This window comes from Corallococcus sp. Z5C101001, from assembly GCF_007352635.1.
Classification (GTDB): domain Bacteria; phylum Myxococcota; class Myxococcia; order Myxococcales; family Myxococcaceae; genus Corallococcus; species Corallococcus silvisoli.
The window spans coordinates 64,499-90,623 of sequence record NZ_VKLU01000013.1 but is presented as its reverse complement, the minus strand read 5'-3'; the positions used below and the strand labels follow the sequence as shown (position 1 = coordinate 90,623).

Below are 26,125 nucleotides of genomic sequence, written 5' to 3'. Positions count from 1 at the left end.
GTCCCAGGTCCCGTCATCCCTGCTTTCTCGGATGCAGGACACCCAAACCCCGGAAGCGTTGGTCGTGGGCACGCTCCTCGTTCCCCGGCCTGGGACCCCCAGGGGCAAGGCGCCGAGGCGCGCACATGCGAACACCCTTGACCGGTTGGAAAACAAAGGAGTGGCACGGCGCCGGTTGCGGCGGGCCAGGGTTCGGCTAAAGCGGGGGCCGTGAACGCACCCTCGGATTCATCCGCCGCCTCCTCGGAGGGGCCGGATTCTCCCAAACGCATCCTGATGCTGGCGCTGGGCGCGCTGGGCATCGTCTACGGAGACATTGGTACCAGCCCGCTGTACGCGCTGCGCGAGTGCTTCACCGGGCCGCACGGCATCTCGCCGACGCCCGCGAACGTGATGGGCGTGCTGTCGCTCATCTTCTGGTCGCTCATCATCGTGGTGTCGGTGAAGTACCTGCTGTTCGTGATGCGCGCGGACAACCGGGGGGAGGGTGGCATCCTCGCGTTGATGGCGCTGGCCATGCACCGCCCCCGAGGGCAGGCGCACCGCGCCCGGCCCGTGCTCATCACCCTGGGCATCTTCGGCGCGGCGCTGCTCTACGGCGACGGCCTCATCACGCCCGCCATCTCCGTGCTGAGCGCGGTGGAGGGCCTGAGCGTGGCCACGCCCGTCTTCGAGCCCTACGTCATCCCCATCTCCCTCATCATCCTGGGGCTGCTGTTCCTGGTGCAGCGGAAGGGCACGGGCGGCATCGGCGCGGTGTTCGGCCCGTTCATGTGCGTGTGGTTCCTGGTGCTGGCGGTGCTGGGCGTGAAGGAGCTGCTGCACAACCCCGCGGTGCTCTGGTCGCTGTCGCCCCTGCACGCCGTGCACTTCTTCATCGACAATGGCCTGCACGGCTTCCTGGTGCTGGGCGCGGTGTTCCTGGTGGTGACGGGCGGCGAGGCGCTCTACGCGGACATGGGCCACTTCGGCGCGGGGCCCATCAAGCGCGCGTGGTTCGCCCTGGTGCTGCCGTCGCTCGTCCTCAACTACCTGGGGCAGGGGGCGCTGCTCTTGCGCCACGCGGAGGCGGCCCGCAACCCCTTCTACCTGCTGGCCCCGGACTGGGCCCTCTATCCGCTGGTGGCCCTGTCCACGGGCGCCGCCGTCATCGCCTCCCAGGCGCTCATCTCCGGCTCCTTCTCCATCACCCGCCAGGCGATGCAGCTGGGCTACAGCCCGCGCATGGAGGTGGTGCACACGTCCGCGGAGGAGATGGGGCAGATCTACCTGCCCGGCCTCAACGGCGCGCTGCTGGTGGGCGTGGTGGCGCTGGTGCTGGGCTTCGGCTCCTCCAGCCGGCTGGCGGCGGCGTACGGCATCGCGGTGACGACGACCATGGCCATCACCACGGTGCTCGCCTACGTCGTGGCCCGCGAGCGCTGGGGCGTCAGCCGCGCCGTGGCCCTGCCCGTCGCGGGGCTGTTCCTGGTGGTGGACGTGTCCTTCTTCGGCGCCAACGCGGTGAAGATCTCGGACGGCGGCTGGTTCCCGCTGCTGCTCGCCGTCTGCATCTTCACGCTGATGACCACCTGGAAGCGCGGCCGGGACATCCTCGCGGCCAAGCTGCGCGCGGCGAGCATCAGCCTCAAGGACCTGCTGGGCAGCTTCGGGGACCACCCGCCCGTGCGCGTGCCCGGCACCGCCATCTTCATGACGGGCAACCCGGACGGCACGCCGCCCGCGCTCTTGCACAACCTCAAGCACAACAAGGTGCTGCACGAGCAGGTGGTGCTGCTCACCATCATCCCGGAGGAGATTCCCCACGTCCCGGGCGTGGAGCGCGTGGAGGTGGAGCCCCTGGAGCAGGGCTTCGTGCGCGTCGTCGCCCGCTACGGCTTCATGGAGAACCCCAGCATCCCGGACATCCTCAAGCGCTGCCGGGAGAAGGGCCTCCAGTTCCAGCTCATGGGCACCAGCTTCTTCCTGGGCCGCGAAACGCTCATCCCCACGAAGAAGCCCAGCATGGCCATGTGGCGCGAGGCCCTCTTCTCCTGGATGAGCCGCAACGCCCGCAGCGCCACCGCCTACTTCCGCATCCCGCCCAACCGCGTCGTGGAGCTGGGCAGCCAGGTGGAGCTGTAGCTCCCCCCGCGCCGGAGGCCCTCCTGGGGCCTCCGCGCCGCCGCTTTCCGCCCCACCCGCCACGACGCATCAGGACTTCACCCCACGAGAAGAAAATCTTGTTGGGTCACACCCGGCGTGTTTTCCGGGTCTTGGGCCAAATTAGAGGCACAACCCCTTGGAATCATTGATGTAGGGGTGGGGAGGGGTGGGTCTGATGAGACCACGTGGGGGCAACCCTGGGTGTGACTCGGCCCTTTACGTCCGCGCCTGCCTGCTTCATCTTGCGGCGCCGCACACCCCTAATTCCTGTTCGGATAAAAAAATACGGCAGGGCAGCAACACTTCCGCCGATCAATCGAGAATCTTTTCGCGGGGCAGAGAAAAATCCTGTCCTGTCGTAAAAGAACTTGGTTACCCTGCTTCCAGGTGTCCCCCGACACCCGGCGTCTGAAACGAGGTCAGCTCTTCCATGCTCCAGGCCATCGCCCCCGCCCCCCAGTCGTCGCCGGTGCAGAAGTCCGCCATGCCGTGGGTGACGCAGCCGCTGATGCCTCTGTCGGAGGCGGCGCCGTACACGGTGCTGAGCGCCCAGGAGCTGTACCCGCGCATCTGCGTGCGTGATCCGTACTTCGCGCTGAAGGACGTGACGGTGCTGCCGGGCGAGGTGGTGGCGCGCGTTCCGGTGCAGATGGTGTCGGAGGCGGAGGCGATGCCCATCGGCCTGGGCGAGGCGGGCCGTCACCTGGCCATCCTGGGGTCGTGCGGCGCGGCGCTGGTGGCGCCCAAGGACGGCCAGCACTTCTACCTGGCGAGCGCGGCGCGCGGTCAGTGGCTGCAGCCGTCGGCGCAGGAGCGCGGCACGGACATGCTCTGGGCGCTGGCGCAGGCGGAGTACACGGGCAAGCGCACCTGCACGGCGCGCACGCTGCTGTCCTCGTCGGACGGCACGCCGCTGTTCCGCCTGGAGGTGGACTACAACGTGCTGTCCGCGGCGGCGTTCACCCGCCTGTTCGGCGAGGCCCGCCAGGAGATGCGCCGCGAGCCGCGTCCCTCGGACACCGTGCAGCGCACCCCGGAGGAGTGGGCCAAGCTGCGCCAGAACCCGTACAGCAAGCCGCTGGACCTGCAGGACTGGCGCAACGAGGGCGACATCCTGAGCGCCTCGCTGGTGGTCACCCCGGAGCTGTGCAAGGGCCACTTCGCCATGCACCCGGTGATGCCGGTGGCCGTCGTCGCTGGCGGCATGACGCGGATGGCGACCACGCTGGGCCGCTCGCTGGAGATGAGCCCCGGCGCCCGCTTCGTGGCCAAGGACGTGAAGCTGTCCGCGGACAGCCTGGCCTACGCGGGCCAGAAGGTGGTCTTCGGCGCGCACCGCACCCGCGTCCGCGGCGCCGACCACACCTTCGCCTGCTGGGCGGCGGTGGGCGAGCGCGTCGTCGCGCAGCTGGATGTGACCTACACGCGGGTCGACTGATTCAGGCGGCTCGGGCGACGCGCGGCCCCGCGTCCCACGTCAGCTCCACTGGATGTCGTAGTCCACGCGGTCGATGCCCTGCGCCTTCGCGGTGGCCTTGCCCGTCAAGCCCAAGACCTTGAGTGAGCCGGTGAGGATGCCCACGTGGTACGCGGGCGGCATCATGTCCCGGCGCATCCGCAGGGTGCCCGACTTCGGCCCCGTCGTGAGGTACTCGCGGTTGCCGTAGGACACCGCCGCGCTGTACGCCATCTGCGCGCCCGCGAAGAGCTTCTGGGGGTCCCCCCGGGAGATGATGCCGAACACCAGCATCCCCGGCCCGGTGGAGTAGCGCGTGATGCTCACCTCTCCGCACGCGTGGAACACCCCTTCCGCGGAACCGAACGTCCCCTCCAGGAGATCCGCCGCGTTGAACATCAGCGTGAGGAACTCCCGCGCCGGGTACGAGCGCAGCTCCGCGTAGTCGTGGTCCAGCTCCCCCGTGCGCAGCTTCTCCATCCCGATGGCGCCCGCGTGCTGCTGCACCAGGCCGAAGACGGACTTGAAGATGAGGCCGCGGATGGAGTCCCCCGGTTGGAGGCTGGCGATCCGCGCGGCGAGTTCGGCCTTGTCCGATGGCATGACTTCCACTCCTCGCTTCCCAGGATGGAAGCCGGGTCCAGCTTAACGGGACACTCCCGCCTGTCGACAAAGCGCCTTCACCCGGCGTCACAGCCCACTGGCCACCCAGGCACGACGCCCCATGTCGGGGGCGCGGGCCAACGTGGTGGGTCGCGCGGGTCCCAGGTTCTCTGGTGGCGGATGGCCCCCGGGCCGGTCAGCGCTCGTCGAGCAGCACCGGGGCGAAGCCGGCCGCGTCGCACGACGCGAGCACGTAGCGCACGCCGCCGCGGTCGCCGGTGAAGCCCGCCGGGATGCCGCTCGAGTGCAGGTGGCCGTAGACGCAGACCTTGGGCGCGAACGCTTCAATGGGGGCGCTGAAGGCGGTGGGCCGCTCGTTGGCGTACACGGGGGGGAAGTGCACGGCGACGATGCGCGTGAGCGGCGTGGGGTGCGCCTGCTCCTTCTTCCGCGCGTCCTCAATCGACGTGGCCAGCCTGCGCGTCTCGCGCTCCACGTAGCCCGCGTCGGACGGCTCGTCGCCCATCTCTCCGCCGGGCATGGGCGGGGCCTCTGGCGCGGTCCACAGCCGCGTCCCCGCGATGACCCACGGCCCCAGCACCACCGCGTTGTTGTGGAGGAAGCCCTCCAGCGTGCGGAACGGCTCCAGCAGCTTGCGCAGCTTGGACGCGGAGTCGCCCCACCAGTAGTCGTGGTTGCCGCGCACCAGCACCTTGCGCCCCGGCCGCGCGTCCAGCCACGCCAGGTCGTCCATCACCTCGTGGGGCCGCGTGGCCCAGGAGATGTCGCCCGCGACGATGACCGCGTCCTCCGGACGCACCCGCTCATCCCACGCGCGTTGCAGCGGGAGCGGGTGGTCCGTCCAGCCGAAGCGGTGCATGTCCTTCTGCCGCGTGGAGGGCAGGTGCGTGTCGCCGATACCGAAGAGCCGCATGATGCTGGCGTCATAGCGGATGGCCCGCCCCGTGTCGGCCCTTCCCTCATCCCCGCCCCTTGGGCCGCCTTCTCAGGAGGTCCGGCAAGGCTGAAAATATCAATAGATACAGGAAGATATGTATCAAGTTGTTACGTTTCGGATGTCCTCCAACACGTCAGTGGAGCATGCGTGCACCACGTGTTCTCAAGGCCCGGGACAGTGGCTTCTGGGATGTAGGTAATTACATGATTTCAGGTGTTTGGGTTCCAGGGGGGCATTTCGGGGCCTGAGCAGGTGGAGCATGGATGCACCGGTCCTGGAGGCGAACGGGGGGCGGGCGGGGGGCTGACGGGGGCTGGCACGCGGGGTGCTGAAGGGAGGGCTCCAGACGCCTTCGTGGGAACGCGGAGGCGGACGTGAAGTCCCTCCCCCGACTTTTGGAGTCCCCCTCATGTCATCCTTCCGCAATCCCTTCGCGGCGGCTGCCGCCGCCCTGGTGTTGTCCGCGTGCGGTCCCCAGGCGCAGCAGCCCCAGGAGACGCCCGCCCCCACCGAGACGCCGTCGCAGCCCGGGGCGGAGACGGCGGGCAGCGCGCTGCCGCGTGAGTTGGATCCGCTGTTCGCGCAGGCCGCTCTGGAGTTCAACGTCCCGGCGGAGCTGCTCAAGGCGGTCTCCTACACGGAGACGCGCTGGCAGATGGTGCGGGGCACGGAGGAGTTTCCGGGCCAGCAGCCCGCGTCCGGCCTGATGGCCCTGCGTGGCGAGGACCTGGAGGCGGGCGCGGCGTTGGCTGGCGTGACGGCGGAGGCGGCGCGCACGGACGCGCTGTCCAACCTGCGCGCGGGCGCGGCCCGGCTGTCCCAGCTGGCCACCGAGGCGAACGTGGAGCGTGGGGACCTGGCGGCGTGGGCGCCGGTGGTGGCGCGGCTGAGCGGCATCAGCGACCCGGACGCGCAGGCGGAGCACGTGCACCGGGGCGTGTACGCGGTCCTCAACCAGGGCGCGGTGGCGCTCAACCAGGACGGCTCGGTGGCGGTGTCGCTGGAGCCCGTGCAGGTGGAGGCGAAGTTCGCGCGTCCCCCGGTGCGCGCGCTGGCCGCGGGCCCTGACTACGCCGCGTCCATCTGGCGGCCGGCGCCCACGACCAACTACGGTACGCGCACCACGGGCGCGGCGGGCGACCCGTCGATGATCATCATCCACACCTGCGAGGGCAGCTATTCCTCTTGCTGGAGCTGGCTCACCAACACCGCCGCGGGCGTGAGCGCGCACTACGTGGTGAACGAGAGCGGCAGCGAGATCTCGCAGCTGGTGCGCGAGGCGAACCGCGCCTACCACATTGGCGCGAACTACGACTGCACGCTCAACAGCAACAAGGAGTGCTGGCTCAACGGCACCCAGTCCAACCACTTCACCATCGGCATCGAGCACGGCGGCTACGCCAGCCAGACGTCCTTCCCGGCCGGGCAGATCGACGCGTCCGCGAAGCTGTCGTGCGACATCGCGCGCGACAACGCCATCCTCAAGGACAGCTACCACATCGTGGCGCACGGCAAGCTTCAGCCCGCGACGCGCACGGACCCGGGTCCCAACTGGCCGTGGTCGTCGTACCTCAGCAAGATCAACAGCTACTGCGGCACCGCGACGCCGTCCGGTGAAATCATCATCGACAGCAACAGCGCCAACAACGACGCGGCCAAGGCGCGCTTCGAGCTGACGGGCACGTGGACCGCGGGCACGAGCGCGGGCTACTACGGCAGCGGCTACTACTTCGCGTCCACGGACACGGTCTCCGAGCCGGCGACGTTCTGGTTCTACCTGAGCTCGGCGCAGACGCGCACGGTGGACGCGTGGTGGGTGGCGGGCACGAACCGGTCCTCGGCCGCGGCGTTCATCTCCTTCAACGCCGGTGGCACCAACCTGGGCACGGCGACCGTGAACCAGCAGGCCAACGGCGGCAAGTGGGTGCAGCTGGGCACGTACAGCTTCACCGCCGGCTGGAACAAGGTGCAGCTGAGCCGCTGGCAGGCGCCGGGCTCGGTGGTCATCGCGGACGCGGTCCGGGTGCGCTGACGTGACGCCACGGGGCCTTGAACGGACGTCGCGTTCCGGGTCCCTCCGGGCACGGCGGTGGTGGGCCGTGCTCGGGGTGTTGGGCGCGCTGGGGTGCCAGGGCCGCTGCGGCGGTGCTGGCTCGGCCCCAGCCGCGCCCGGTGCCCTGACGGAAGCGGAGCGGCGGGCCCTGCCGGGCGCCATCGTCTTCCTCTCGGAACGGGCGGGACAGAAGGACGTCTGGCGGGTGACGCCGGACGGGCAGGAGGCGCGGATCACCTCCGCGCCGGAGGACGAATACCCGGGCCCCCCTTCTCCCGAGGGACGGTCGCTGCTGGTGGTGGCGTCGGGGGAGGCGAACGGGCGCGTCTTCCAGCAGCTGCGCGTGCAGCCGCTGGATGGCGGCCCCGCGGTGGCGCTGCATCCGCCCCGGACGCGCGCGCGCAACGCGAGCTGGGGCCCGGACGGCACGTGGCTGGTGGCCGAGTCGGACGCGCAGGGCTTCAGCGACGTGGTGCGCGTGCGGCCCACGGCGGACGCGGTGGACACGCGGCTGACGCACGTGAAGGAGGGCTGCTTCGAGCCCGCCGTGTCTCCGGACGGCCGCGAGGTGGCGTGCGTGTGCAGCGGCGAAGGAGACCCGGAGGTCTACGTCTACCGCGCGGACGGCACGGGCGAGCCGCGCCGCATCACCACCTTCTACCTGGAGGACCGGACGCCGCAGTGGAGCCCGGACGGCAAGTGGCTCCTGTTCGTGAGCAACCGCGAGCGCAGGGAGCGTGTGTACCTGGTGCGGCCGGATGGCTCCGACCTGCGCGTCCTGTCTGGCGAAGGCTTCGCGGGCGACGAGCGCGAGCCGGCCTTCAGTCCGGACAGCCAGCGCGTGGCGTACGTGGCGCGGCACCCGGATGGGAAGAGCCGCATCTGGGTGGCGGACGTCGCGGGGGGCACGCCGGTGGCGCTGACGGACGGCGCGCACCGCGACGACATGCCGGCGTGGAGCCCGGACGGCAAGGCGCTGGTGTTCGTCTCCGAGCGCGAGGGCGACACGGACCTGTACCTGATGCGCCCGGACGGCACGGGCCAGACGCGGCTCACCACGGCGAAGGGCGCGGACTGGCTGCCCCGCTGGTTCGTCCCGCGGTGATCAGCTCGCGCGCTGGCGCAGGGGCTCGGAGTCGGACTCTGGCCGGGCGGAGGGGATCTCCAGCGGCACGCTGAAGAAGAAGGTGGCGCCCCGGTCGGGTTCGCTCTCCACCCAGATGTGGCCGCCGTGGGCCTCCACGATGAGCCGGCTGATGTAGAGCCCCAGGCCCAGGCCCTTGCCGTCCGCGGAGCGGCCGTCCTCCGTGCGGTAGTACTTGTCGAACAGGCGCGCCGCGTCCCGGGGGGACAGCCCCGCGCCCTGGTTGCTCACCGACACCACGGCCTGGTCGTGCACGGCGGACAGGCGCACGTCCACGGGCGACCCCTGGGGGCTGTACTTGAGGGCGTTCGTCAGCAGGTTGGTGACCACGCGCTCCAGCCGCGCCGCGTCCATGGGGACGGGGGGCAGCGGATCCGCCAGGTGCAGCCGGAAGCGCTCGCGTGCGTCGGGGGGCACGTCGCGCTCCAGCACCTCCTCCAGGAAGCGGCCCAGGTCGCGCGGCTCGCGGCGCAGGTTCACCCGGCCGGACTCCAGCCGCGAGCCCTCCAGCAGCTCTTCGATCATCGTGCTCATCCACTCCACGTTGTGGATGATGGCCTGGGCCATGTGGCCCTCGCGCTCCAGCTTGCGCTCGTGCAGCGCGCGCTGGAGCAGGTGGGCGCGCAGGTTGATGGTGTTCAGCGGGTTGCGCAGGTCGTGGGAGATGAGCCCCACGTACTCCTCGCGCAGCTTCTCCAGGTCGCGGCGCTCGGTGACGTCGCGCAGGATGGCGATGCGCGTGGCGTCGTCCTCGCCCTCCAGCGGGCTCAGCCGAACCTCCAGCGGCACGCAGGTGCCGTCCTGCCGCTGGCCGGACACCATCCGCCCGCCGGTGCCGGTCCCGGGGGTGTCCCCCGTGGGGGCCGGGGCGCGGAGCCCCGTGGGGACCAGCAGCGCGACGTCGCGCCCCAGCAGCGCTTCCCGCCGGTAGCCGAAGACGCGCTCGGCCTCCGCGTTGGCGAAGCGCACGCGGCCGGTGGCGTCCACCACGACCATGGGATCCGGCGCGGTGTCCAGGAAGGTGCGGAAGCGCTCCTCGGAGGCCGCCAGCGCGGAGGTGGCCCGCATGCGCTCGGTGTCGATCACGTCCAGCGCCCGCGCCGCCAGCAGCACCAGCGTGGCGCCACCGGCGGCCACCACGGTGGCGAAGAGGGGGAACTTCGCGTCGTGGCTGAGCCCGCCCGTCAGGTGCATCACCACCAGCGTCAGCCCCAGCACCGGCGGCCCCAGCAGCGTCACCGGCACCAGCCGCCGCGCCACGAAGCCCCCCAGCGTGTCGCGGGTGATCCGCGCCATCAGCCCCAGGTGCGGCCGGGCGCACAGCGTGCCCACGCCCAGGAGCATCAACACGCAGGTGGTGTGCAGCCCCATGCTGCGCTCCTGGAAGAACGGCACGGCGGCGGGCGTCACCAGCGGACCCAGCAGGAAGCCGTTGAGGCCCAGCAGCGCCGCCATCAGCGTGAGCGCCACCAGCGCGTCCGACCAGGACAGCCGCTGGGTGTGGCCCCGGTCCACCAGCGCCAGCGCCGGGCCCAGGAGCATCAGGCACAGCGCCGTCAGCGGCGACGGTCGGATGCCAGGAGGCGCGAAGCCGTCCTCCCCCAGCAGGTGCAGGAACATCGCGTCCAGGCCGCCGTTGCCCCCGGTGATGACGCCGTCCACGAGGCTCGCCGCGCCCAGCAGGGCGGTGCTCAGCGCCAGGAGGGTGCCCAGCCGGTGGCGGTGGACGCTGGTGGCGGCCGGCAGGCGCAGGCCCAGCGCGGCGCCCCCGAGCAGCAGGCCCAGCGCGGCGCTGGGGCGCATGGCGGGGAGCGCGGCGCCCATGGACTTGAGCACCATGACATCCAACGCCCAGCCCACCAGCACCAGCAGGCCGACCAGACAGGAGGCCGCCGCGGAGCTGCGCGCAAGGGCACGGGCCAACGCCGTGCTTGGTGGCATGGATCGGCCGCTCATCGTCCGCGTCCCCCCCGGAACGCCAGCCCTGCATCCTGCCACAACATCACGTCTTGAGGGGTTCTCCGGCAATGCGACGCCAGGGTTGGGCGCGTGTCCGCCCTAGGCAGGGCCGTCCGCCGTATCGAGCGCCGTCAGGGCGCGTATCGGCCTGGATACACGGTGAGCACGACGCTCATGCCCGGGCCCGCGTCGACGTTGCGCGGGACGTAGGCGTCCATTCCCTCCACGGACAGCTGGAAGGACGACACGCCGAAGCCGGAGTGCACGAAGAGGAACAGCCCCTGGGCCGCGGTGCCTGTCGTGTTCACGGACGCGAGGTCCTGGGACAGGTAGTAGACGCGGTCCGTCAGGTCGCTCCGGTCGAGCGCCACGCGCACCCCGCTCACGGGCTGGCCGTTCGCGTCCACCACGCGCCCGAGCACGAAGCCCGCGGTGGCCAGTGTGGCGGCGGGGTCCCCGGTGTGGCTCAGGAGGCGCTGCGCACCCACGGCGGCGCCCAGCTGGTCGACGAAGGCCACGGGCAGGGCCCAGACGCGCGCGTCGATGATGTCCGTGCGCGGGCGGGTGCCGGTGAAGGCCGTGTCGTAGACAATCGTGGTGCTGCGCACGAAGCCCTCATGCGCGAGTCCCACCCCGAGCCCCTGGTGCACGTCGCGCACGGGCACGTCGGTGATGCGGAAGGTGCCGTCGTCGGACACCTGCCCGGTGCCGAACGTGGCGGCCGAGTCGTTGACGGCCACGCGCAGGGGCTCCTCCGCGGTGAGCGCCATCCCGCCGAGCGGGATGCCCGTGGCCGTGGCCTCCGGGAACACGTGAGCCTCACCGCTCACGAGGATGCGAAGGTTCTCCAGATCCACCGCCTCGGCGTCCTCGGTCCGCACGCCGGGGTCCGGTGTGAAGCCGCCGTCGCCACAGGCCATCACCCACAGGCCCAGCACGGCACCACCCGCCGCCCGAATGTAGTGTTTCATCGCGCTGCAACCTCTTCACGGCACCGGGGGATCGCAATCCGTCCCGGGGCGCCGTTCGTCCCCTTCACGACGCCTCGGTGGGCCACGGGGCCGGACCCACCAGACACCGGGGGCTCCCGGTGTTGAAAACACGTCGGCACCGGGAGCCTGCCTTCCGTGGAGGACGGAAGGCCGCGCCCGGTGCCGGGGAGTCTCACGCGAGGAGCGGCAGGGGAGAGGCGGAGCGCCTACCAGCGCGTCCCTCCCTTGCCGGAGGAGCTGGAGCCCTTGCCCGTGTTCCAGCCGCCACCGCTGCTGCCGCTGCTGCTTCCACCGCCGCTGCTTCCACCGCTGCTGCCACTGCTCCGGCCGCCGCTGCTTCCGCCGCCGCTGCTGCCAGGGCTGCTCCAACCGCCGCCGCTGCTGCTTCCACCGCTGCTGCCACTGCTGCTCCGGCCGCTGCTCCCGCTATTGCTGCTGCCGCTGGGGCTGCTCCAACCGCCGCCGCTGCTTCCGCTGCTGCTGCTCCCGCTGTTGCCGCTGCTCCCGCTGTTGCCGCTGCTGCTGCTGCTGCTCCCGCTGTTGCCCCAGCCGCCGCTGTTGCCACGGGAGTTGTTGTCGTTGTCGTCGTCGCGGCTCTTGCTGGCCGGGGTGTTCCACCCGCCACCCTGGCTGTTGTTGTTGTCGTCGTCACGCGAGCTGCTCGCGGCGGGGGCGGCGTTGCTGCGGCCCCAGCCACCGGAGCTGCTGGGAGGCCGGGCCCCGGTGCCGGTGCCGCCCGGGGGCGGACGGCGGCCCACGTTGCTGGGGGCCGGGGCGGGAGCGGGAGCGGGCCGCGAGGGGGTGGCGTTGTTGCGGCCATACCCGGCGGAGGCCGCGTGGGTGTTGCTCCAGCGGTAGCCCCGGCTGCCGCGGTCGTAGGAGTAGCCCGCGCCCCACGAGCCCTGCGGGTAGAAGTCGTGCTGGTGGCGCCCGTGGAAGTTGCAGTACCCGCCGCTGGGGATGGGGTGGTAGTCCCAGTACCAGACGACCGTCGGGCCCCGGTAATAGTAGACGTCGTCCGTGTACACGTAGGACGCCTGGGGCGGCTGGTAGTCGTGGACGTGGTTGTAGTCCTCCGGGCACCAGCCGCCGCCGTAGTCGTCGGGGACGGGGTGGGCGCCAGCGAACCGGTACTGCGCCACGGGCGCGACGTAGGCCACGCGCCGGACCGGGCGGTGGGAGTGGGCCTCGACGACGCAGCCGGTCCCCATGAGCAGGGCGAGGGGGACGACCAGGGCGAGCAAACGGTTCATGAGGAGTCTCCTGTCGCGGAAGTGGACCCCCAAAGCGTCCCGCTCCGCAACCTCTGTGCCGTCCGACGGACCGGCGCCCGCTTAATTCATCCCGGCGGGCCGCCCGCCCTGGGAGGAGGGGAGGGGCCCACCTGATATGACGCACGGCGCGCGGCCTCCGGGGGCCGTCCCTGGGGAGGAGAACGGATGTCGGATGCGGATTTCGACCGCGGGATGGGGGCGTCCTGCGCGCTGCACCCGGAGCAGGGAGCCTCGGGCACCTGCGCGCGGTGCGGCAACTTCATGTGTGACGTGTGCAGCCAGGGCGGAACCTCGCCGCGCTGCCCCGCGTGCCGCGAGCGCTTCAGCGCCGCCTTCCCGCTGACCCGGGAGACCTGGAGCATCGGTGGGTTGTTCGCGGTGTGCTGGCCGTTGTTCAAGCGCGAGTGGGGCATGCTGTCGCTGGGGGCGTTGATCTCCATCGGCGTGTCCGGCGGCGCGCAACTGATGGTCCAGGTGGGCACGGGCATCGGTTCCGCGGTGGGAAGCGAGAGCGTCGCGATGGTGCTGGGCGGAGTGGCCTTCGTGGCGCAGTGGGCGGTGCAGGGCCTGGTGCAGCTGGGGCTCATGCGGATGTGCTTCGACGTGCTGAACGGCCGGCGCGCGGACCTGGAGCGCCTCTTCAGCCAGATGCACAAGGTGCTGCCCTACACGCTGACAATGCTGCTCGTCACCATCCTGGTGCTGGTTCCGATGACGCTCCTGGTGGTCCTGGCCGGCATTGGCTTCCTCGCGCTGTCAGGTGTCACCACGACCACGCCGATGGCGGAGGTCTGGCGCTCCGTCTCGCCCCTGCTGGGGCTGCTGGCCCTGGCCGTGATGGCGCTGCTGGTCCCGCTCATCTACGTCGCCCTGCCGCTGTACTTCCTCCAGCCGGAGCTCGCGTACGAAGAGGCGCCGCCGTCCCCCTGGAAGGTGCTGCGTCGCTGCTGGGATTACGTCCGGGGCGAGCGCCTCCCCATCCTGGGCATGATCCTCCTCATCAACCTCCTCCTGCTCGCGGGCTTCTGCCTGTGCTGCGTGGGGCTCGTTCCCGCCATGGCCCTGACCCAGCTGCTCATCGCGGGGCTGTTCCTGGCCCTGCGCTCGCCGCGGGACGAGGCCTCGGGGCCGCATCCGGGCTGAGCACCGGATGGGAGAGGCGCCTTCGCGAAAGGGGCGAAGGCGCGCCGGCGTGGATCAGTGCACCAGCCGTTCGGAGGAGCCGGAGCGGGGCGCCACGACCTTGCCCAGGCACGCGAGGATGTGCTCGCGGTACTCGGACAGCTCACGCAGGCCGCACAGCATCCAGCGGCCACCGATGACCAGCGTGGGGACGCCTCGCACGCCCCGGCTGCCGGCCAGCCGGTGCTCGTCGTAGATGAGCCGGCGCGTCTCTTCCGACCGGAAGGCCGCGGAGAACTGGTTCATGGCCAGGCCCACGCGCGACGCCAGCTCGAACACCACGTCCGAACGCGACACGTTGACGCCCTGCTCCAGCGCGGCGCGCTGCATGGCCCGCGCGAGGAAGGCCCGCGCCTGCGGCCCCTGCAACCGCGCGGCCTCCAGCGCCGCCAGCGCCGGCACGCTGGAGCGGGGCGGATCTCCCCCCAGCCACAGGTCCGTGGAGAGCAGCGCGGCGGAGGGGTCGGTCTCGCGCTGCGCGCGCTTCACCTCTTCCACCAGCCCGCGCACCTCGCGCTCCGTGGGCAGCACATCGTGCAGACGCAGGGGATAGGGACGCACGCTCCAGCGGACCGCGTCGCCGAACTCCTGGCGAAGCACATCCAACCGCTGGTCGGCGAGGTAGCACCAGGCGCAAAGCACATCCTGGTAGACGGTGATCTGCAGCGGCTTGTGCAGCGTTTTCATCGGGGGTCGCCAGATTAGAGGCGCATCCCCGTCGCTGCCAACACCCCCGGACAATCCGCGCCGCGATGCATTCCCGTATTCCTGAGGAGCATCCAAGGCGCCGTGCGCACCGTGAACCGTCGCACGCATGCCATGAAGCAGGCGGGCAGGCACACCGGCGCTGCTCGCGTGCCTGCTTTCATACAACCCTCAGGACGCGCGGCCTGCCCGCGCCTGCAACGCGTTGCCCCGGGTCCCCGCGTACACCAACGCGTGTTCGACGATGGTGCCCGCGATGTCCTGGCCGGTGGCGCCCTCCAGGCCCTCGAAGCCGGGGCTGGAGTTGATCTCCATCAGGCGCGGACCCTCACGGCCCTCCAGCATGTCCACGCCCGCGACCTCCAGCCCGATGATGCGCGCCGCCTTCACCGCGGCCTCCACGTAGGCGGGGGGCAGGATGATGGCGCGGCCCTCGCCGCCGCGGTGGATGTTGGAGCGGAACTCGCCCTTCTTCGCCTTGCGGCGCATGGCGCCCACCACCGTGTCGCCCACGACCAGCGCGCGCACGTCGCGGCCCTCGCTCTCCGCGACGAACTCCTGGAGGACGATCTCCTGTCCCAGGTCCCAGAAGGTGTCGAGGATGGTCTGCACCTCCGGCAGCGTGTGGGCGATCATCACGCCCACGCCCTGGGTGCCCTTGATCAGCTTGATGATGACGGGCAGGCCGCCCACCTCCTGCACCAGCTTGCGCACGTTGCCTCGGTCGTGCGCCATCACCGTGCGGGGCATGTCCAGGCCCGCGCGGGCGAGGAACTGGAGCGCGCGGAGCTTGTCGCGGCTGCGCGCGATGGCGGTGGGCGGGTTGAGCACCGGCACGTCCATCATCTCGAAGTGGTTCACCACCGCCAGGCCATACGCGGTGATGGAGGCGCCAATGCGGGGGATCACCACGTCCACGCCCTTCACCTCCGCGCCGCGGTAGGTCATGCGGGGACGGCCTTGCGCCAGCAGCAGGCAGCAGCGCAGCGTGTCGAAGACGAGCGGCCGGTGGCCCCGGGCCTTGATGGCCTCCACCAGCCGGCGCGTCGAGTAGAGCGAGCGCTTGCGGGACAGGATGGCCACCGTCTTCTTCGCGCGGGGCCTGCGCGGTCGCGGTGCGTCACCGCGCTCGGGTGCCTGTGCGCCAGGGGGGACCGGCGCCTTCTTCGGCTGGGCTTTTCGGGGGGGCATGCGAGGCGCGTGACACTAGCACGCACGGGCGTGGAGGCACGGCGCATGGGCACCCTTTGCTATCCTCGCGTTCACTGATGACCGCCCCGAACCCGCACCCCGACGACATCCACACCAACCCAGGAGACGTCGGACTCGAACTGTCCTCCCAGTCCCCCCTGCTGGGCGAAACGCTGGTGGTGGATCCGCGCGCCACCGTGAAGCTGCACAAGTGCCGGCTGCTGGTGACGTCGGGGCCGGACACCGGGCGCTCCATGGCCAGCGACAAGGAGCGGCTGCGCTGCGGTGCCCACCCGGGCAACGACCTGGTGCTGGTGGAGGACCGCACGGCGAGCCGCTACCACTTCGAGGTCCAGCACACCGAACGCGGCTACCTGCTGGTGGACCTGAACTCCACCAACGGCACCTTCCTGGATGGCCGGCGCATCGAGCGGGCCTACCTGTCCCCGGGCTCGCAGATCCGCGCCGGCTCCTCCGTCATCACCTTCGCCCCCCTGGACGAAGAGGTGGCGGTGGAGCCCGACCGCGAGGGCGAGCTGTGCGGCATGGTGGGCCAGAGCGTGAAGATGCGGCAGGTGTTCGGGCTCATCAAGCGCATCGCGCCCATGGATGTCTCCGTCATCATCCAGGGGGAGACGGGCACCGGGAAGGAGCTGGTCTCCAGCGCCATCCATGAGCTGTCCATCCGCCGCAAGGGCCCCATGGTGGTGCTGGACTGCGGCGCCATCCCCCCGAACCTCATCGAGAGCGAGCTGTTCGGCCACGAGAAGGGCGCCTTCACCGGCGCGACGTCCAGCCGCCCCGGCGCCTTCGAGCGCGCGCAAGGGGGCACCATCTTCCTGGACGAGCTGGGCGAGCTGCGCCTGGACCTCCAGCCCAAGCTGTTGCGGGTGCTGGAGAACCGCGAGGTGCGCCGGGTGGGCGGCAACGACGTCATCGAGGTGGACTGCCGCGTCATCGCCGCCACCCACCGCGACCTGGTGAAGGAGATCGCCGCGGGCAACTTCCGCGAGGACCTCTACTTCCGCCTGTCCGTCATCCACATCCAGCTGCCGCCCCTGCGCCAGCGCCGCGACGACATCCCGCTCATCCTCAAGCAGGCCCTGGCGGAGCCGGAGGTGGTGGAGAAGCACGGCCGCAAGCGCTTCTGCGCGGAGGCCCTGGGCCTGCTGATGGCCTACGCGTGGCCCGGCAACGTGCGCGAGCTGATGAACGTCCTCTCCCACGTGCTGACCTTCTCCGAGGGCGAGGAGATCCTCCCCTCCCACCTGCCCCCCCGCGTCCGGGGCCAGGCCCGGGAGGGGCCCCTGCCCTTCAACGAGCACCTGGCCTTCAAGGACGCCAAGGAGCAGCTCCTGGAGAACTTCGAGCGCGAGTACGTCACCAGCGTCCTCACTCGCTGTGAGGGCAACCTGTCCCGCGCCGCCCGGGAGAGCGGCCTCCACCGCAAGTCCATTGAACGGCTGGTGAAGAAGTACCAGCTCGACGCCAAGGGCCTGAAACCCCGCTGAAACATCGGCGTCACACGGTTTTCCCTTAGAGGAAATGTCACGCCCCAGGAAGTTTCCACTGGGCCCATCCTCTGCGACAATCCAAGACCCCCCTGACGCCGACACGGTGTGTCGGCGGTCACTTGACGGATACTGCGTGACTCCCCCGTCCCGCAGGATGCTTCCCCGCATGAGCGCACGTTCCCCCCGTGAAGCAGGAGAGTCCGGCCAGGCCCTGGTGGAAGCGGCGCTGTCGCTGCCCCTGGTCGTGTTCCTCATCCTGGGCGCGTTGCAGCTCTTCCTGATGATGCAGGCGCGGGTGATGACGCACTACGCGGCCTTCCGGGCGACGCGCGCGGGCAGTGTGGCGCACGGGGACTGCGAGCGGATGACCCACGCGGCCATCCTGGCGTTGATCCCGACGTTCCACTCGTTCATGGGGCAGGGGACGGGGTCGCTGAACGGTCCGCTGGGCCATGGCGCGGGTGGGGATGGGCCGCGGCTGCTGGCGAACGCCTTCGCGGCGCGGATGAACAACCGCTACGCGGGCTCGGGTGCGCCGGGGCCCGGCCTGGACGGCATCCACAACCGCAGCATCGTGTGGATTCTGCGGGACCTGGCGGGCGGCGGGGTGGACAGCCCGGAGGACAAGGACTTCGACCGTCCGGGGCACCTGCGGCGGTTGGAGGTGCAGCTGGTGTTCTGGTACCCGCTGCGCATCCCGTTCGCCAACTGGGTGATGTCGCGCATGTTCCTGGCGCACTTCGGCCTGCGTCCCTACACGGACGCGAACCCGCTGCTCGTCGCCGAGCGCAACGCCAACTGGAACGCGGGCGAGGTGTCGCCGTCGCACGTGCTGGATGGCGAGCTGGCGGCGGAGCTGGCGGACCGCGTGAATTCCCGGCAGTACGTCTTCCCCATCATCACGACGTTCACCATGCGGATGATGACGCCCGTGAAGGCGCGTTTCTTCGCCACCATGAACTGTCCCCGGTGACCTCCATGAAGCGCTCCTCCGCCCAGCGCGGTCAGACCCTGGTGCTGTTCGTCCTCAGCATGCTGTTGCTGGTGCTGATGGTGGTCCTCACGCTGTCGTTCACCATGAAGGTGCGCGAGCGCATCGAGGTCCAGACGGTGGCGGACGCGGCGGCGTACTCCAACGCGGTGGCCACCGCGCGCACGTTCAACACCATCGCCGTCATCAACCGCTCGGAGATCGCCCACATGGTGGCGAACGCCGGCGCGGCCAGCCTCTTGAGCTGGGCGAGCCTCTACCGGGGCGAGCTCAACGCGGCGAAGTTCGGCTACGCGTCGTGGCTGCCCGTCTACCAGGCGTTCGCCACCGCGGGGTGCCCGTGCGCCTGGAGCAACGGCTTCTGCGCGCGCATGTGCCAGTGCGGCATCCGCGGCGTGACGGACCTGGGCCGGCTGATGAGCACGCTCCAGCGCGAGGACATGCGCGTGGAGGCGGTGTTCCAGTCGTTGGATCCGATGGTGGGCTGGCAGATGCGCCTGCACCAGCTGGCCGCGGGCGCGCTCTACGCCTCCGCGCTGGATGATTTCAAGGAGCTCCAGGGCAAGGTGGGTGGCCAGGGCTTCGCCAACGACATCCTGGGCGACCTGACCTCGGGGCAGAACCCCCGCGACGCGGGGTGGCGCGCGCCCTCGGCGGGCAACGTCTCCAGGAACGAGCTGGCGAACAACACGATGTGCGCGGGCAGTGGCGCGGTCTGCGACCCGCTGCCGCTGACGGTGGCCCACAGCGTGGACGCGGCCATGGGCAGCCGCGGGTTCCACTTCGTCACGTCCCGCACCATCATGGATTACGCGGCGCACGACGCGAACCTGGCCTTCGTCATCATGCCGCCGGACATCGCCGCGGTCGTCGAAGGCGAGGGGACGGGCTACTTCGGCAAGCCGGTGCTCCAGTACCCGCTGTTTCCGCCCTATGCCCCCGCGGTGACGGCCGAGGACGCGAGCATCGTGGTCTACCTCTACAACCACATCGCGCACGGTGGCGGCCCGCCGTGTCCGGTGGCGGTGGGCGGTTCGTTGCCGGCCTACGCGCAGGTGGCGGCCTCCGGCGGCATCATGCCCACGCCCACGCATATGTGGCTGGGCGGCGCGGATCCCGCGGCGATGGCGCGTCACATGCTGGTTCCCTGCCTGGGCGGCGTGTCGAGCTGCCCGGGCATCTGGCCGCCCTTCATGGACTACAACCTGCTGGAGCTGTGGCCCAACGGCGAGGGCAACAACTTCGGGCAGCCGAAGAACTTCGCGGTCATCCAGCGCGACCGCAGCAACATGCCCGCGGCGCAGCAGGACCCGTGGAACCTGGCGTTCCGCTTCCGCTTCGAGAACAACAACCCGGATCCGAACGCGGGCAAGTTCGACAACCGCAGCGCGACCATGGCGGACGGCACGCCGCTGGGCATCCAGACGGCGCTGTCCACGGGCATCGCCTACTACCACCGGGGCCGCAGCCTGAGCTTCTCCCACTGGAGCGAGCCGCCCAACCTGCTCAATCCGTACTGGCGCGCCACGCTGGTGCCGGTGGACACCGACAACTCGGGTCTGGCGGACGCCGCCAACGCCCTGGGCGCCAGCTCTCCGGCTTCCGCCCAGATGATCCGGGAACTGCAGCGCGTGGGCTTCAGGGGGTTCCAGTGATGCGCGACATCCTTCGTCACCGTCGGCACGGCCGGGGCCAGTCCATCGTCGAGGCGGCCATCGGGGTCACGCTGTTCATCACCATCCTGGTGTTCGGCATCCACTTCGCGGAGGTGGGCTTCCTGTCGCTGAAGGTGCAGGAGGCCGCGGTGTCCGCCCTGTGGAACGGCACGCACGGAGAGATGCACGACATCCCCGTGGACTACGGCTCGGCCCATGACTCCATGCAGCGGGCGGGGGATGATGCCCAGGCGCGTTACGCGGACTTCAACGGGCTGTCGTCCGTCAACCACGGCGACACCATCACCCAGGTCTTCACCCGCGGCTCGGGCCTGCGCGTCGATTGCCGCCGGAACGGGGGGCTGGGCTGGAACGGCCCCATCCTGACCCGGCTGGTCTACCGCGACGAGGGCGGCACCTCGTGCGGCTCGCAGGCGAACCTGAGCTCGTGGAACCTGCCCAGCTCGTTCCTGGACAATCCGGGCGAGGGTGGGTTGTACAAGGAGCGGCACCAGGATGCCGTCCACGCCAACATCCAGGTGTGCGGCGTGGGGCGCGCGGTGGGCGGCAATTGCAGAGCCCGCTTCTCCATGCTCGTGGATGACTGGGGCCTGTCGAACGAGGTGGAGTCCAGCACCTGTCTGTTGTTCCAGGACATGGCGGTGCCCTGCACCAACGTTCCCTTCTATTCGGCGACGAAGCTCGTCTACGAGCCCACCACGCTGCCCATCCCGACCTACGCCAGCTTCCTGGCGATGGATGCCCTCTTCTACAATCCGCTGCCCCCCCTGGTGCTGATGCAGCGGGAGAACACCTTCTGGATGAGCGCGGCGGGAGAAGAGACCAACTTCATGCAGTACTTCATGCTCCCCGCGCCCCTGGGCAACCTGTGGAACACGACGCCCGGCGCGATGATTGGCATCACCACCCCCCATTACGGAATCTCCTATCTGGAGCGCACCGGCAACGGTGGCTGCTTCCTGGGAAAGGATTGTTGAGATGAAGAAGCGAAGCCTGCTGTCGGGTGGAGTGTTGGCGCTGGTGTTGGGCGTGTGTCTGACGGCGTCCACCGCGCGCGCGGACAGCAACTCCTGCAACACCGACTGCGCGACGAAGAACGGGGACACGCTCCAGGCCTGCATCAGCGCGTGCCCGTCGCCCGGGGATCCCGGCTCCGCCAAGGCCGACAGCAACCGCAGCTGCTCCGTGCGCTGCACCCAGAAGTTCCAGGCCCAGTTCAACCAGTGCAAGTCCCGCTGCCCCAAGGCGGAGGGCGACACGGGGCCGAAGAAGGCGAAGTCCGTCAAGGCCGCGCGTTCGCACCACTAGGGAGGGGCTGGATGCGGCGCGCGATTCGTAGGGCGGTCCTGCTGCTGGCGCTGGGGGCGGTCAGCCCCGGATGGGCCCAGCGGGCCAACTTCACCTGGGAGATTCCACAGACCGTCAGCGTGGTGGACGTGCCGGGGCAGGTGGACGCCAACGGCGTGCCGGTGAAGCTGCGGGCGGTGCGCAGCAAGGAGAAGGCGCAGACCATCCTCCAGAGCGTGGTGGACCGGTTCATCTCCTGGGGCTTCGTGGTGCCGGAGGCCTACAAGCAGCCGCAGTTGTTCCGCGAGCCGATGGTGACCGCCCTCGACACGCGCAACTTCATCTCCTACACGGCCATCCTCCAGGTGAACCCGGACAGCACCACCACGGTGTTCCTGGGGGAGGCGAACCTGGGCGCCGCGAAGGCGCCCAAGCCCGCGGGGCTGCCGCTCTTCCCTGGCGCCTCCAAGGTGCTGACGGCGGAGACGGAGGGCGCGCGCACGCTGAGCTATACGGTGTCCGGCAAGACGAGCGCGGACGTGGAGGCCTTCTACCGCGAGCAGTTGCTCAAGGCGGGCTACAAGGAGATCCAGCCGCGCGTGTTCAAGTCCTCCAGCGAGGAGATCGCGCTCAACCTGGGCGTCACCAGGGAAGGCCCGGTGGCGGTGCGGTTGGTGCGCCGCGCGGCGCTCCCGGATGACGGGTTGTCTCCGGGTGAGTGAAGCTCCTGGACGAGGGAAGACGTGACCGACATGAAGACCCGAATCGCGATGCGTGGCTGGTGGGGATGGGTGGCGCTGGGCGCCATGCTGGTGGCGCCCCAGGCGCTCGCGCAGACGTGCGACCAGAAGTGCTCCCTCAACGCGGGCTCCACGCTCCAGGCCTGTGTGAACAAGTGCTCCGCCAAGGACAAGACGTGCGCTGACCGCTGCACGAAGAGGTTCCAGGACACGAAGGCGAAGTGCGCCAAGAAGTGTCCCAAGGGCAAGGGCAAGTCGGAGTCCGCGCCTCACGCGCACGACCACGACGACTGAGTCCGCGCGTGTGATTGAAGGACCGGCGGGAGGGTGTTACGGGCGCGGGAGCCATGAGCGACGCCCCCTCCCGCAAGGACCTCGACACCACCGTCCACCTGCCGCGCACGGAGTTCCCCATGAAGGGGAACCTGGGCCAGCTCGAGCCGCGCCTGCTCGCGTGGTGGGCAGAGCACGGCGTGTGGAAGCAATTGCTCGCGAAGAACGCGGGCGGTGAGCCCTTCGTGCTGGCGGACGGGCCTCCGTACGCCAACGGCCACCTGCACGCCGGGCATGCGCTCAACAAGGTGCTGAAGGACATCGTGGTGAAGTTCCGGAACCTCTCCGGACGCCCCTGTGACTTCATCCCCGGCTGGGACACCCACGGCCTGCCCATCGAGCAGGCGGTGGAGAAGCGCCTCAAGGAACAGAAGCTGGACAAGCGCACCCTGTCGCGCGACGCGCTGCTGGAGCGCTGCCGCGAGTACGCGCTGGAGTTCGTGGACATCCAGCGCCAGGAGTTCCGGCGGCTCGGCGTCTTCGGCTCGTGGGAGGCGCCCTACCGGACGCTCGACTTCTCCTATGAAGCGCAGGAGGTGCGCGAGCTGGCCGCGTTCGCGCGCAGGGGCATGTTGTACCGGCGCAAGAAGCCCGTGGCGTGGTGTCTCCAGGACCAGACCGCGCTCGCCGAGGCGGAGGTGGAGTACGCGGAGCACACGTCTCCGTCCGTGTACGTGGCCTTCGACGCGGGGGCCTCGCTGGCGGATCGGCTGCCGCGGCTCCAGGGGCAGCGGGTGTCCTTCGTCATCTGGACCACCACGCCCTGGACCCTGCCGGCCAACCTGGCCATCGCGGTGAACCCCACGTTCGAATACGTCTTCTACCGGCTGGAGGACCGCGTCCTCTGCGTGGCGAAGGACCTGCTGGCGAAGGTGCTGGCGGAGGTGAAGGCGGACGAGCTGGCGGTGAAGCACGTGCAGCTGCCCACGGGCGAGGTGTCGTCACCCGCGCTGGTGGACCCCTCGCGCATCGTCGCGTACGCGACGGGCGAGGACCTGGAGCACGTGACGTATCAGCACCCGTTCTACGCACGGCAGGGGCGCGTGGTGCTGGGCGAGCACGTCACGCTGGAGGCGGGCACGGGGTTGGTGCACACGGCGCCGGGGCACGGCCAGGAGGACTACGAGGTCGGCCTCGCGTACGGCCTGGACATCTACAACCCGGTGCGCTCGGACGGCCGCTACGACGACACGGTGGGCGAGGTGCTCGCGGGCAGGCGCGTGTTCGACGCGAACCCGGTGGTGCTGGACCTGCTGGTGCAGCGGGGGGCGCTGCTCAATGACAAGGCGGACACGGTCACGCACAGCTATCCGCACTGCTGGCGCTGCCGTCACCCCGTCATCCAGGCGGCGACGTATCAGTGGTTCATCCCCATGGATGCGCCGTTCCAGGGGACGCGGACCTTCCGGCAGGCGGTGCTGGAGCAGGTGGACACGGTGCGCTGGGTGCCGTCCTGGGGACAGTCGCGCATCCGGGGCATGTTGGAGGGGCGCCCGGACTGGTGCATCAGCCGGCAGCGCAGCTGGGGCGTGCCCATCCCCATCGCGTACTGCGACGGGTGCGACGACGCGGTGGTGTCTCCCGAGGTGATGGAGCGCGTGGCGGCGGCGGTGGAGAAGGAGGGCGCGGGCGTGTGGTACCGCACGCCGGTGAAGGACTTCCTCGGAGAGGACTTCCGGTGTCCGCGTTGCGGCGCGGGTGGGTTCCACCGCGAGACGGACATCCTGGATGTGTGGTTCGACTCGGCGTGCATGGCGTCCGCGGTGCTGGAGAAGCGGCAGCGCGTGCCGGCGGACCTGTTCCTGGAGGGGAGCGACCAGCACCGGGGCTGGTTCCATTCGTCGCTGCTGGTGTCGGTGGGCACTCGCGACGTGGCGCCCTACAAGGCATGTCTCACGCACGGCTTCGTGGTGGATGGCCAGGGCGAGAAGATGTCCAAGAGCCGGGGCAACACGGTGGCTCCGGACAAGGTCATCCAGCAGTACGGCGCGGAGGTGCTGCGCCTGTGGGTGGCGGCGAGCGACTACCGCAACGACGTGCGCCTGTCGGACGCCATCCTCAAGGGCCTGTCGGAGGGCTACCGGAAGATTCGCAACACCTTGCGCTACGCGCTGGGCAACCTGCACGACTTCAACCCCGCGAAGGACGCGGTGGCTGGGGATGCGCTGCCGCCGTTGGACCAGTGGGCGCGTGGACGGCTGGCGCAGGTGGCGGCGCGGGTGCGGCAGGCATACGAGGACTACGAATTCCACCTCGTGTACGCGACGGTGGTGGACTTCTGCGCCAATGACTTGTCAGCCGTGTACTTCGACATCCTGAAGGACCGGCTCTACACGGCGAAGGCGGATGGGCCCGCGCGCCGGGGGGCGCAGACGGTGTTGCACGAGGTGCTCACGGTGCTGCTGCCGCTGTTGGCTCCGGTGATGAGCTTCACGGCGGAGGAGGCATGGCAGCACCTGCCGGGCGAGCGCGCCCAGAGCGTGTTCCTGGCGGGCCTCGCGGAGGCAGGGGCCGCGATGCCGCCGGAGCTGGAGGCGCGTTACACGAAGCTCTTCGCGGTGAGGAGCGCGGTGCAGGGCGTGCTGGAGGCGGCGCGGCGGGAGAAGCGCATCGGCGCGTCGCTGGAGGCGCGCGTGGTGCTGACGGCGGGTGGGGCGGTGAAGGAGCTGCTCCAGGCGCACCTCGCGGAGCTGCCCGGGCTGTTCATCGTGAGCCAGGTGGAGGTGGCGGACACGGCATCCGTCGCGGCGAAGGCGCTGGATGTTTCACAGGTGTTTGGAGAGGGCGCGCCGCTGTCCGCGGAGGTGCTGCCCGCGCTGGGGGCGAAGTGCCCCCGATGCTGGGTGTACTCGGAAGAGGTGGGGCAGGGCGGGGACGTGTGTCTCAAGTGCCGTGAGGCTTTGCCCTGAAGTGAGACATCATTCGGGGCAGGTGGATGTGCTGCCCCCTGGCTAGGTGTCGGAGGTCTCCAGCCGTCGCAGCGTGTCCACCAGGTTCTGCATGCGTTCGTGGTGCGTGCCGGGCCAGAAGACGCGCTGGCAGCCGGGGCACTGGCGGAAGTGGGACTGGCGCTCGGCGACACCTTCGGGGATGCGGCCGCGCACCTCCTCCGGCGTGGCGGGAGACAGCGGGGCGTTGCACGCGAGGCAGCGCGAGAAGGGCTTCATGCGCGACGTCAGGCCATAGCGCCGCACCACCTCCACCAGCTGGTGCGCCGGGTCGGTGGCTCGCGGGAAGTAGCCGTGCACGACCTCCGAACGCTTGAGCAGGCCCAGGTCCCGCGTGAGCAACACCCGCGATTCGTCGCGCGACAACCGCGCCAGGAAGTCGTCCGCGAAGTCGTTGCGCCACAGCGTGTCGAAGCCGAGCATCCGCAGGAAGCCCGAAAGCCTCCCCAGCCCCACGTCCAACACGAAGCGCGGCATCGCCGGGAGCGGCGGTCCCACGCGCGACTCCGCCGCCACGCGCGACACCCGGACCGTCACCGGATACACGTCGACGCGCGTGTCCGCCTCCACCCGGTGCCCGAACCCCACCGGCTCGCCGTCCACCAACACCACGTCCACCTCCGGGTGCGGCGGCCCCAGCGACTCGATGAGGTCCTTCACCGACGGGCTCCCCTGCAACACCTGCGTGAGCACCTGCCCCCGTCGCTCCGGTGCGAGGAAGTCGTTCAGCGCGCCGTGGAACCGCACCGTGAGCTGTCGTGCTGACATCCTGGACTCCTCACGTCTTGCTGCGTCGTGACTGGATTCGTTGATGTCTTCCTTTGAATCCGAGTCTTCCGCAGATACGTGTCGCGGTGGCTCTCGGATTCTTGAAAGGCAGGGGAGGGATTCCTCACGGACAGTCAGGGGACAGCTTCCTTGCAAACTTCTATAATCACGCGCCAGTCGGCGCGCCGAAGCCGATGGGTCACCCC

The 26,125-nt window shown here is 70.1% G+C and carries 21 protein-coding genes; 13 read left to right on the top strand and 8 right to left on the bottom strand.

The features are described 5' to 3' along the window. The first annotated feature begins 276 nt into the window (after positions 1-276). Positions 277-2,124, top strand: a complete 1,848-nt coding sequence (locus FOF48_RS27395; RefSeq protein WP_143906609.1) for a potassium transporter Kup — start codon at positions 277-279, stop codon at positions 2,122-2,124. A gap of 451 nt (positions 2,125-2,575) precedes the next feature. After that, positions 2,576-3,583, top strand: coding sequence for a hypothetical protein (locus FOF48_RS27390; RefSeq protein WP_143906202.1), 1,008 nt, complete (start codon positions 2,576-2,578; stop codon positions 3,581-3,583). A 39-nt stretch (positions 3,584-3,622) separates the two neighbouring features. Here FOF48_RS27390 and FOF48_RS27385 read toward each other — a convergent pair whose 3' ends face one another. Together FOF48_RS27385 and FOF48_RS27380 are read right to left on the bottom strand one after the other, a co-directional pair. Continuing rightward, on the bottom strand, positions 3,623-4,204 hold the full coding sequence (locus FOF48_RS27385) for a DUF2378 family protein (RefSeq protein ID WP_143906199.1): 582 nt from the start codon (positions 4,202-4,204) through the stop codon (positions 3,623-3,625). A gap of 196 nt (positions 4,205-4,400) precedes the next feature. Beyond that, positions 4,401-5,138 carry a metallophosphoesterase gene (locus FOF48_RS27380; RefSeq protein WP_143906198.1) on the bottom strand — a complete coding sequence of 246 codons (738 nt, stop codon included), beginning with the start codon at positions 5,136-5,138 and terminating at the stop codon, positions 4,401-4,403. Between the two features lie 433 nt (positions 5,139-5,571). On the opposite strand from FOF48_RS27380, the gene FOF48_RS27375 reads away from it, so the two are divergent. Both FOF48_RS27375 and FOF48_RS27370 read left to right on the top strand, forming a co-directional pair. Next, the gene (locus FOF48_RS27375; RefSeq protein WP_143906196.1) at positions 5,572-7,194 is read left to right on the top strand and encodes an N-acetylmuramoyl-L-alanine amidase; all 1,623 of its coding nucleotides are present in this window, start codon (positions 5,572-5,574) and stop codon (positions 7,192-7,194) included. Positions 7,195-7,270: 76 nt separating this feature from the next. After that, positions 7,271-8,320 carry a tolB protein precursor protein gene (locus FOF48_RS27370; RefSeq protein ID WP_221938260.1) on the top strand — a complete coding sequence of 350 codons (1,050 nt, stop codon included), beginning with the start codon at positions 7,271-7,273 and terminating at the stop codon, positions 8,318-8,320. On the opposite strand, the gene FOF48_RS27365 is transcribed toward FOF48_RS27370, so the two are convergent. The 3 genes from FOF48_RS27365 to FOF48_RS36590 form a co-directional block, all read right to left on the bottom strand. Further along, positions 8,321-10,300, bottom strand: a complete 1,980-nt coding sequence (locus FOF48_RS27365) for a cell wall metabolism sensor histidine kinase WalK (RefSeq protein WP_143906192.1) — start codon at positions 10,298-10,300, stop codon at positions 8,321-8,323. A 149-nt stretch (positions 10,301-10,449) separates the two neighbouring features. Then, positions 10,450-11,289 (bottom strand): carboxypeptidase regulatory-like domain-containing protein, encoded by an 840-nt coding sequence (locus tag FOF48_RS27360; RefSeq protein ID WP_143906190.1) that lies wholly within the window; start codon positions 11,287-11,289, stop codon positions 10,450-10,452. Positions 11,290-11,516: 227 nt separating this feature from the next. Then, a complete protein-coding gene (locus FOF48_RS36590) occupies positions 11,517-12,563 on the bottom strand; it encodes a hypothetical protein (RefSeq protein WP_186002093.1) in 1,047 nt (348 codons plus the stop codon). A gap of 186 nt (positions 12,564-12,749) precedes the next feature. Here FOF48_RS36590 and FOF48_RS27350 point away from each other — a divergent pair, with 186 nt between their 5' ends. Beyond that, positions 12,750-13,727, top strand: coding sequence for a hypothetical protein (locus FOF48_RS27350; protein ID WP_143906188.1), 978 nt, complete (start codon positions 12,750-12,752; stop codon positions 13,725-13,727). 54 nt (positions 13,728-13,781) lie between these two features. Here the strand turns inward: FOF48_RS27350 and FOF48_RS27345 are convergent, their stop codons facing one another. Then, positions 13,782-14,453: a DsbA family protein gene (locus FOF48_RS27345; protein ID WP_143906186.1), complete on the bottom strand. Its 672-nt coding sequence runs from the start codon at positions 14,451-14,453 to the stop codon at positions 13,782-13,784. Positions 14,454-14,642: 189 nt separating this feature from the next. Next, complete coding sequence (locus FOF48_RS27340; RefSeq protein ID WP_143906185.1) at positions 14,643-15,662, bottom strand: RimK family alpha-L-glutamate ligase; 1,020 nt, start codon at positions 15,660-15,662, stop codon at positions 14,643-14,645. 77 nt (positions 15,663-15,739) lie between these two features. On the opposite strand from FOF48_RS27340, the gene FOF48_RS27335 reads away from it, so the two are divergent. The 8 genes from FOF48_RS27335 (at position 15,740) to ileS (ending at position 25,112) form a co-directional block, all read left to right on the top strand. Continuing rightward, on the top strand, positions 15,740-17,173 hold the full coding sequence (locus tag FOF48_RS27335) for a sigma 54-interacting transcriptional regulator (RefSeq protein WP_186002092.1): 1,434 nt from the start codon (positions 15,740-15,742) through the stop codon (positions 17,171-17,173). 169 nt (positions 17,174-17,342) lie between these two features. Further along, positions 17,343-18,149 (top strand): TadE/TadG family type IV pilus assembly protein, encoded by an 807-nt coding sequence (locus FOF48_RS27330; protein WP_143906183.1) that lies wholly within the window; start codon positions 17,343-17,345, stop codon positions 18,147-18,149. Positions 18,150-18,154: 5 nt separating this feature from the next. After that, positions 18,155-19,822, top strand: coding sequence for a pilus assembly protein TadG-related protein (locus FOF48_RS27325; RefSeq protein WP_143906181.1), 1,668 nt, complete (start codon positions 18,155-18,157; stop codon positions 19,820-19,822). Beyond that, positions 19,822-20,820 (top strand): pilus assembly protein, encoded by a 999-nt coding sequence (locus FOF48_RS27320; RefSeq protein ID WP_201756027.1) that lies wholly within the window; start codon positions 19,822-19,824, stop codon positions 20,818-20,820. Before FOF48_RS27325 ends, FOF48_RS27320 begins: the two co-directional genes overlap by 1 nt. A 1-nt stretch (position 20,821) precedes the next feature. After that, positions 20,822-21,151, top strand: coding sequence for a hypothetical protein (locus FOF48_RS27315; RefSeq protein ID WP_143906176.1), 330 nt, complete (start codon positions 20,822-20,824; stop codon positions 21,149-21,151). An 11-nt stretch (positions 21,152-21,162) separates the two neighbouring features. Beyond that, a complete protein-coding gene (locus FOF48_RS27310; protein WP_143906174.1) occupies positions 21,163-21,852 on the top strand; it encodes a hypothetical protein in 690 nt (229 codons plus the stop codon). A gap of 30 nt (positions 21,853-21,882) precedes the next feature. After that, positions 21,883-22,164 (top strand): hypothetical protein, encoded by a 282-nt coding sequence (locus FOF48_RS27305; protein WP_143906172.1) that lies wholly within the window; start codon positions 21,883-21,885, stop codon positions 22,162-22,164. A 53-nt stretch (positions 22,165-22,217) separates the two neighbouring features. Next, the gene (ileS, locus tag FOF48_RS27300; RefSeq protein WP_143906170.1) at positions 22,218-25,112 is read left to right on the top strand and encodes an isoleucine--tRNA ligase; all 2,895 of its coding nucleotides are present in this window, start codon (positions 22,218-22,220) and stop codon (positions 25,110-25,112) included. A 42-nt stretch (positions 25,113-25,154) separates the two neighbouring features. Here the strand turns inward: ileS and FOF48_RS27295 are convergent, their stop codons facing one another. Continuing rightward, entirely contained in the window at positions 25,155-25,919 is a 765-nt protein-coding gene (locus FOF48_RS27295; protein WP_143906168.1) for a Mut7-C RNAse domain-containing protein, read from the bottom strand. Positions 25,920-26,125 lie beyond the last annotated feature (206 nt).

What these genes read in the sequence shown, in the direction of transcription:
- FOF48_RS27395 (WP_143906609.1), top strand. Translation starts at nt 277, where the DNA reads ATGCTGGCGCTGGGCGCGCTGGGCATCGTCTACGGAGACATTGGTACC.
- FOF48_RS27390 (WP_143906202.1), top strand. Translation starts at nt 2,576, where the DNA reads ATGCTCCAGGCCATCGCCCCCGCCCCCCAGTCGTCGCCGGTGCAGAAG.
- FOF48_RS27385 (WP_143906199.1), bottom strand. Translation starts at nt 4,204, where the DNA reads ATGCCATCGGACAAGGCCGAACTCGCCGCGCGGATCGCCAGCCTCCAA.
- FOF48_RS27380 (WP_143906198.1), bottom strand. Translation starts at nt 5,138, where the DNA reads ATGCGGCTCTTCGGTATCGGCGACACGCACCTGCCCTCCACGCGGCAG.
- FOF48_RS27375 (WP_143906196.1), top strand. Translation starts at nt 5,572, where the DNA reads ATGTCATCCTTCCGCAATCCCTTCGCGGCGGCTGCCGCCGCCCTGGTG.
- FOF48_RS27365 (WP_143906192.1), bottom strand. Translation starts at nt 10,300, where the DNA reads ATGCCACCAAGCACGGCGTTGGCCCGTGCCCTTGCGCGCAGCTCCGCG.
- FOF48_RS27360 (WP_143906190.1), bottom strand. Translation starts at nt 11,289, where the DNA reads ATGAAACACTACATTCGGGCGGCGGGTGGTGCCGTGCTGGGCCTGTGG.
- FOF48_RS36590 (WP_186002093.1), bottom strand. Translation starts at nt 12,563, where the DNA reads ATGAACCGTTTGCTCGCCCTGGTCGTCCCCCTCGCCCTGCTCATGGGG.
- FOF48_RS27350 (WP_143906188.1), top strand. Translation starts at nt 12,750, where the DNA reads ATGTCGGATGCGGATTTCGACCGCGGGATGGGGGCGTCCTGCGCGCTG.
- FOF48_RS27345 (WP_143906186.1), bottom strand. Translation starts at nt 14,453, where the DNA reads ATGAAAACGCTGCACAAGCCGCTGCAGATCACCGTCTACCAGGATGTG.
- FOF48_RS27340 (WP_143906185.1), bottom strand. Translation starts at nt 15,662, where the DNA reads ATGCCCCCCCGAAAAGCCCAGCCGAAGAAGGCGCCGGTCCCCCCTGGC.
- FOF48_RS27335 (WP_186002092.1), top strand. Translation starts at nt 15,740, where the DNA reads ATGACCGCCCCGAACCCGCACCCCGACGACATCCACACCAACCCAGGA.
- FOF48_RS27330 (WP_143906183.1), top strand. Translation starts at nt 17,343, where the DNA reads ATGAGCGCACGTTCCCCCCGTGAAGCAGGAGAGTCCGGCCAGGCCCTG.
- FOF48_RS27325 (WP_143906181.1), top strand. Translation starts at nt 18,155, where the DNA reads ATGAAGCGCTCCTCCGCCCAGCGCGGTCAGACCCTGGTGCTGTTCGTC.
- FOF48_RS27320 (WP_201756027.1), top strand. Translation starts at nt 19,822, where the DNA reads ATGCGCGACATCCTTCGTCACCGTCGGCACGGCCGGGGCCAGTCCATC.
- FOF48_RS27315 (WP_143906176.1), top strand. Translation starts at nt 20,822, where the DNA reads ATGAAGAAGCGAAGCCTGCTGTCGGGTGGAGTGTTGGCGCTGGTGTTG.
- FOF48_RS27310 (WP_143906174.1), top strand. Translation starts at nt 21,163, where the DNA reads ATGCGGCGCGCGATTCGTAGGGCGGTCCTGCTGCTGGCGCTGGGGGCG.
- FOF48_RS27305 (WP_143906172.1), top strand. Translation starts at nt 21,883, where the DNA reads ATGAAGACCCGAATCGCGATGCGTGGCTGGTGGGGATGGGTGGCGCTG.
- ileS (WP_143906170.1), top strand. Translation starts at nt 22,218, where the DNA reads ATGAGCGACGCCCCCTCCCGCAAGGACCTCGACACCACCGTCCACCTG.
- FOF48_RS27295 (WP_143906168.1), bottom strand. Translation starts at nt 25,919, where the DNA reads ATGTCAGCACGACAGCTCACGGTGCGGTTCCACGGCGCGCTGAACGAC.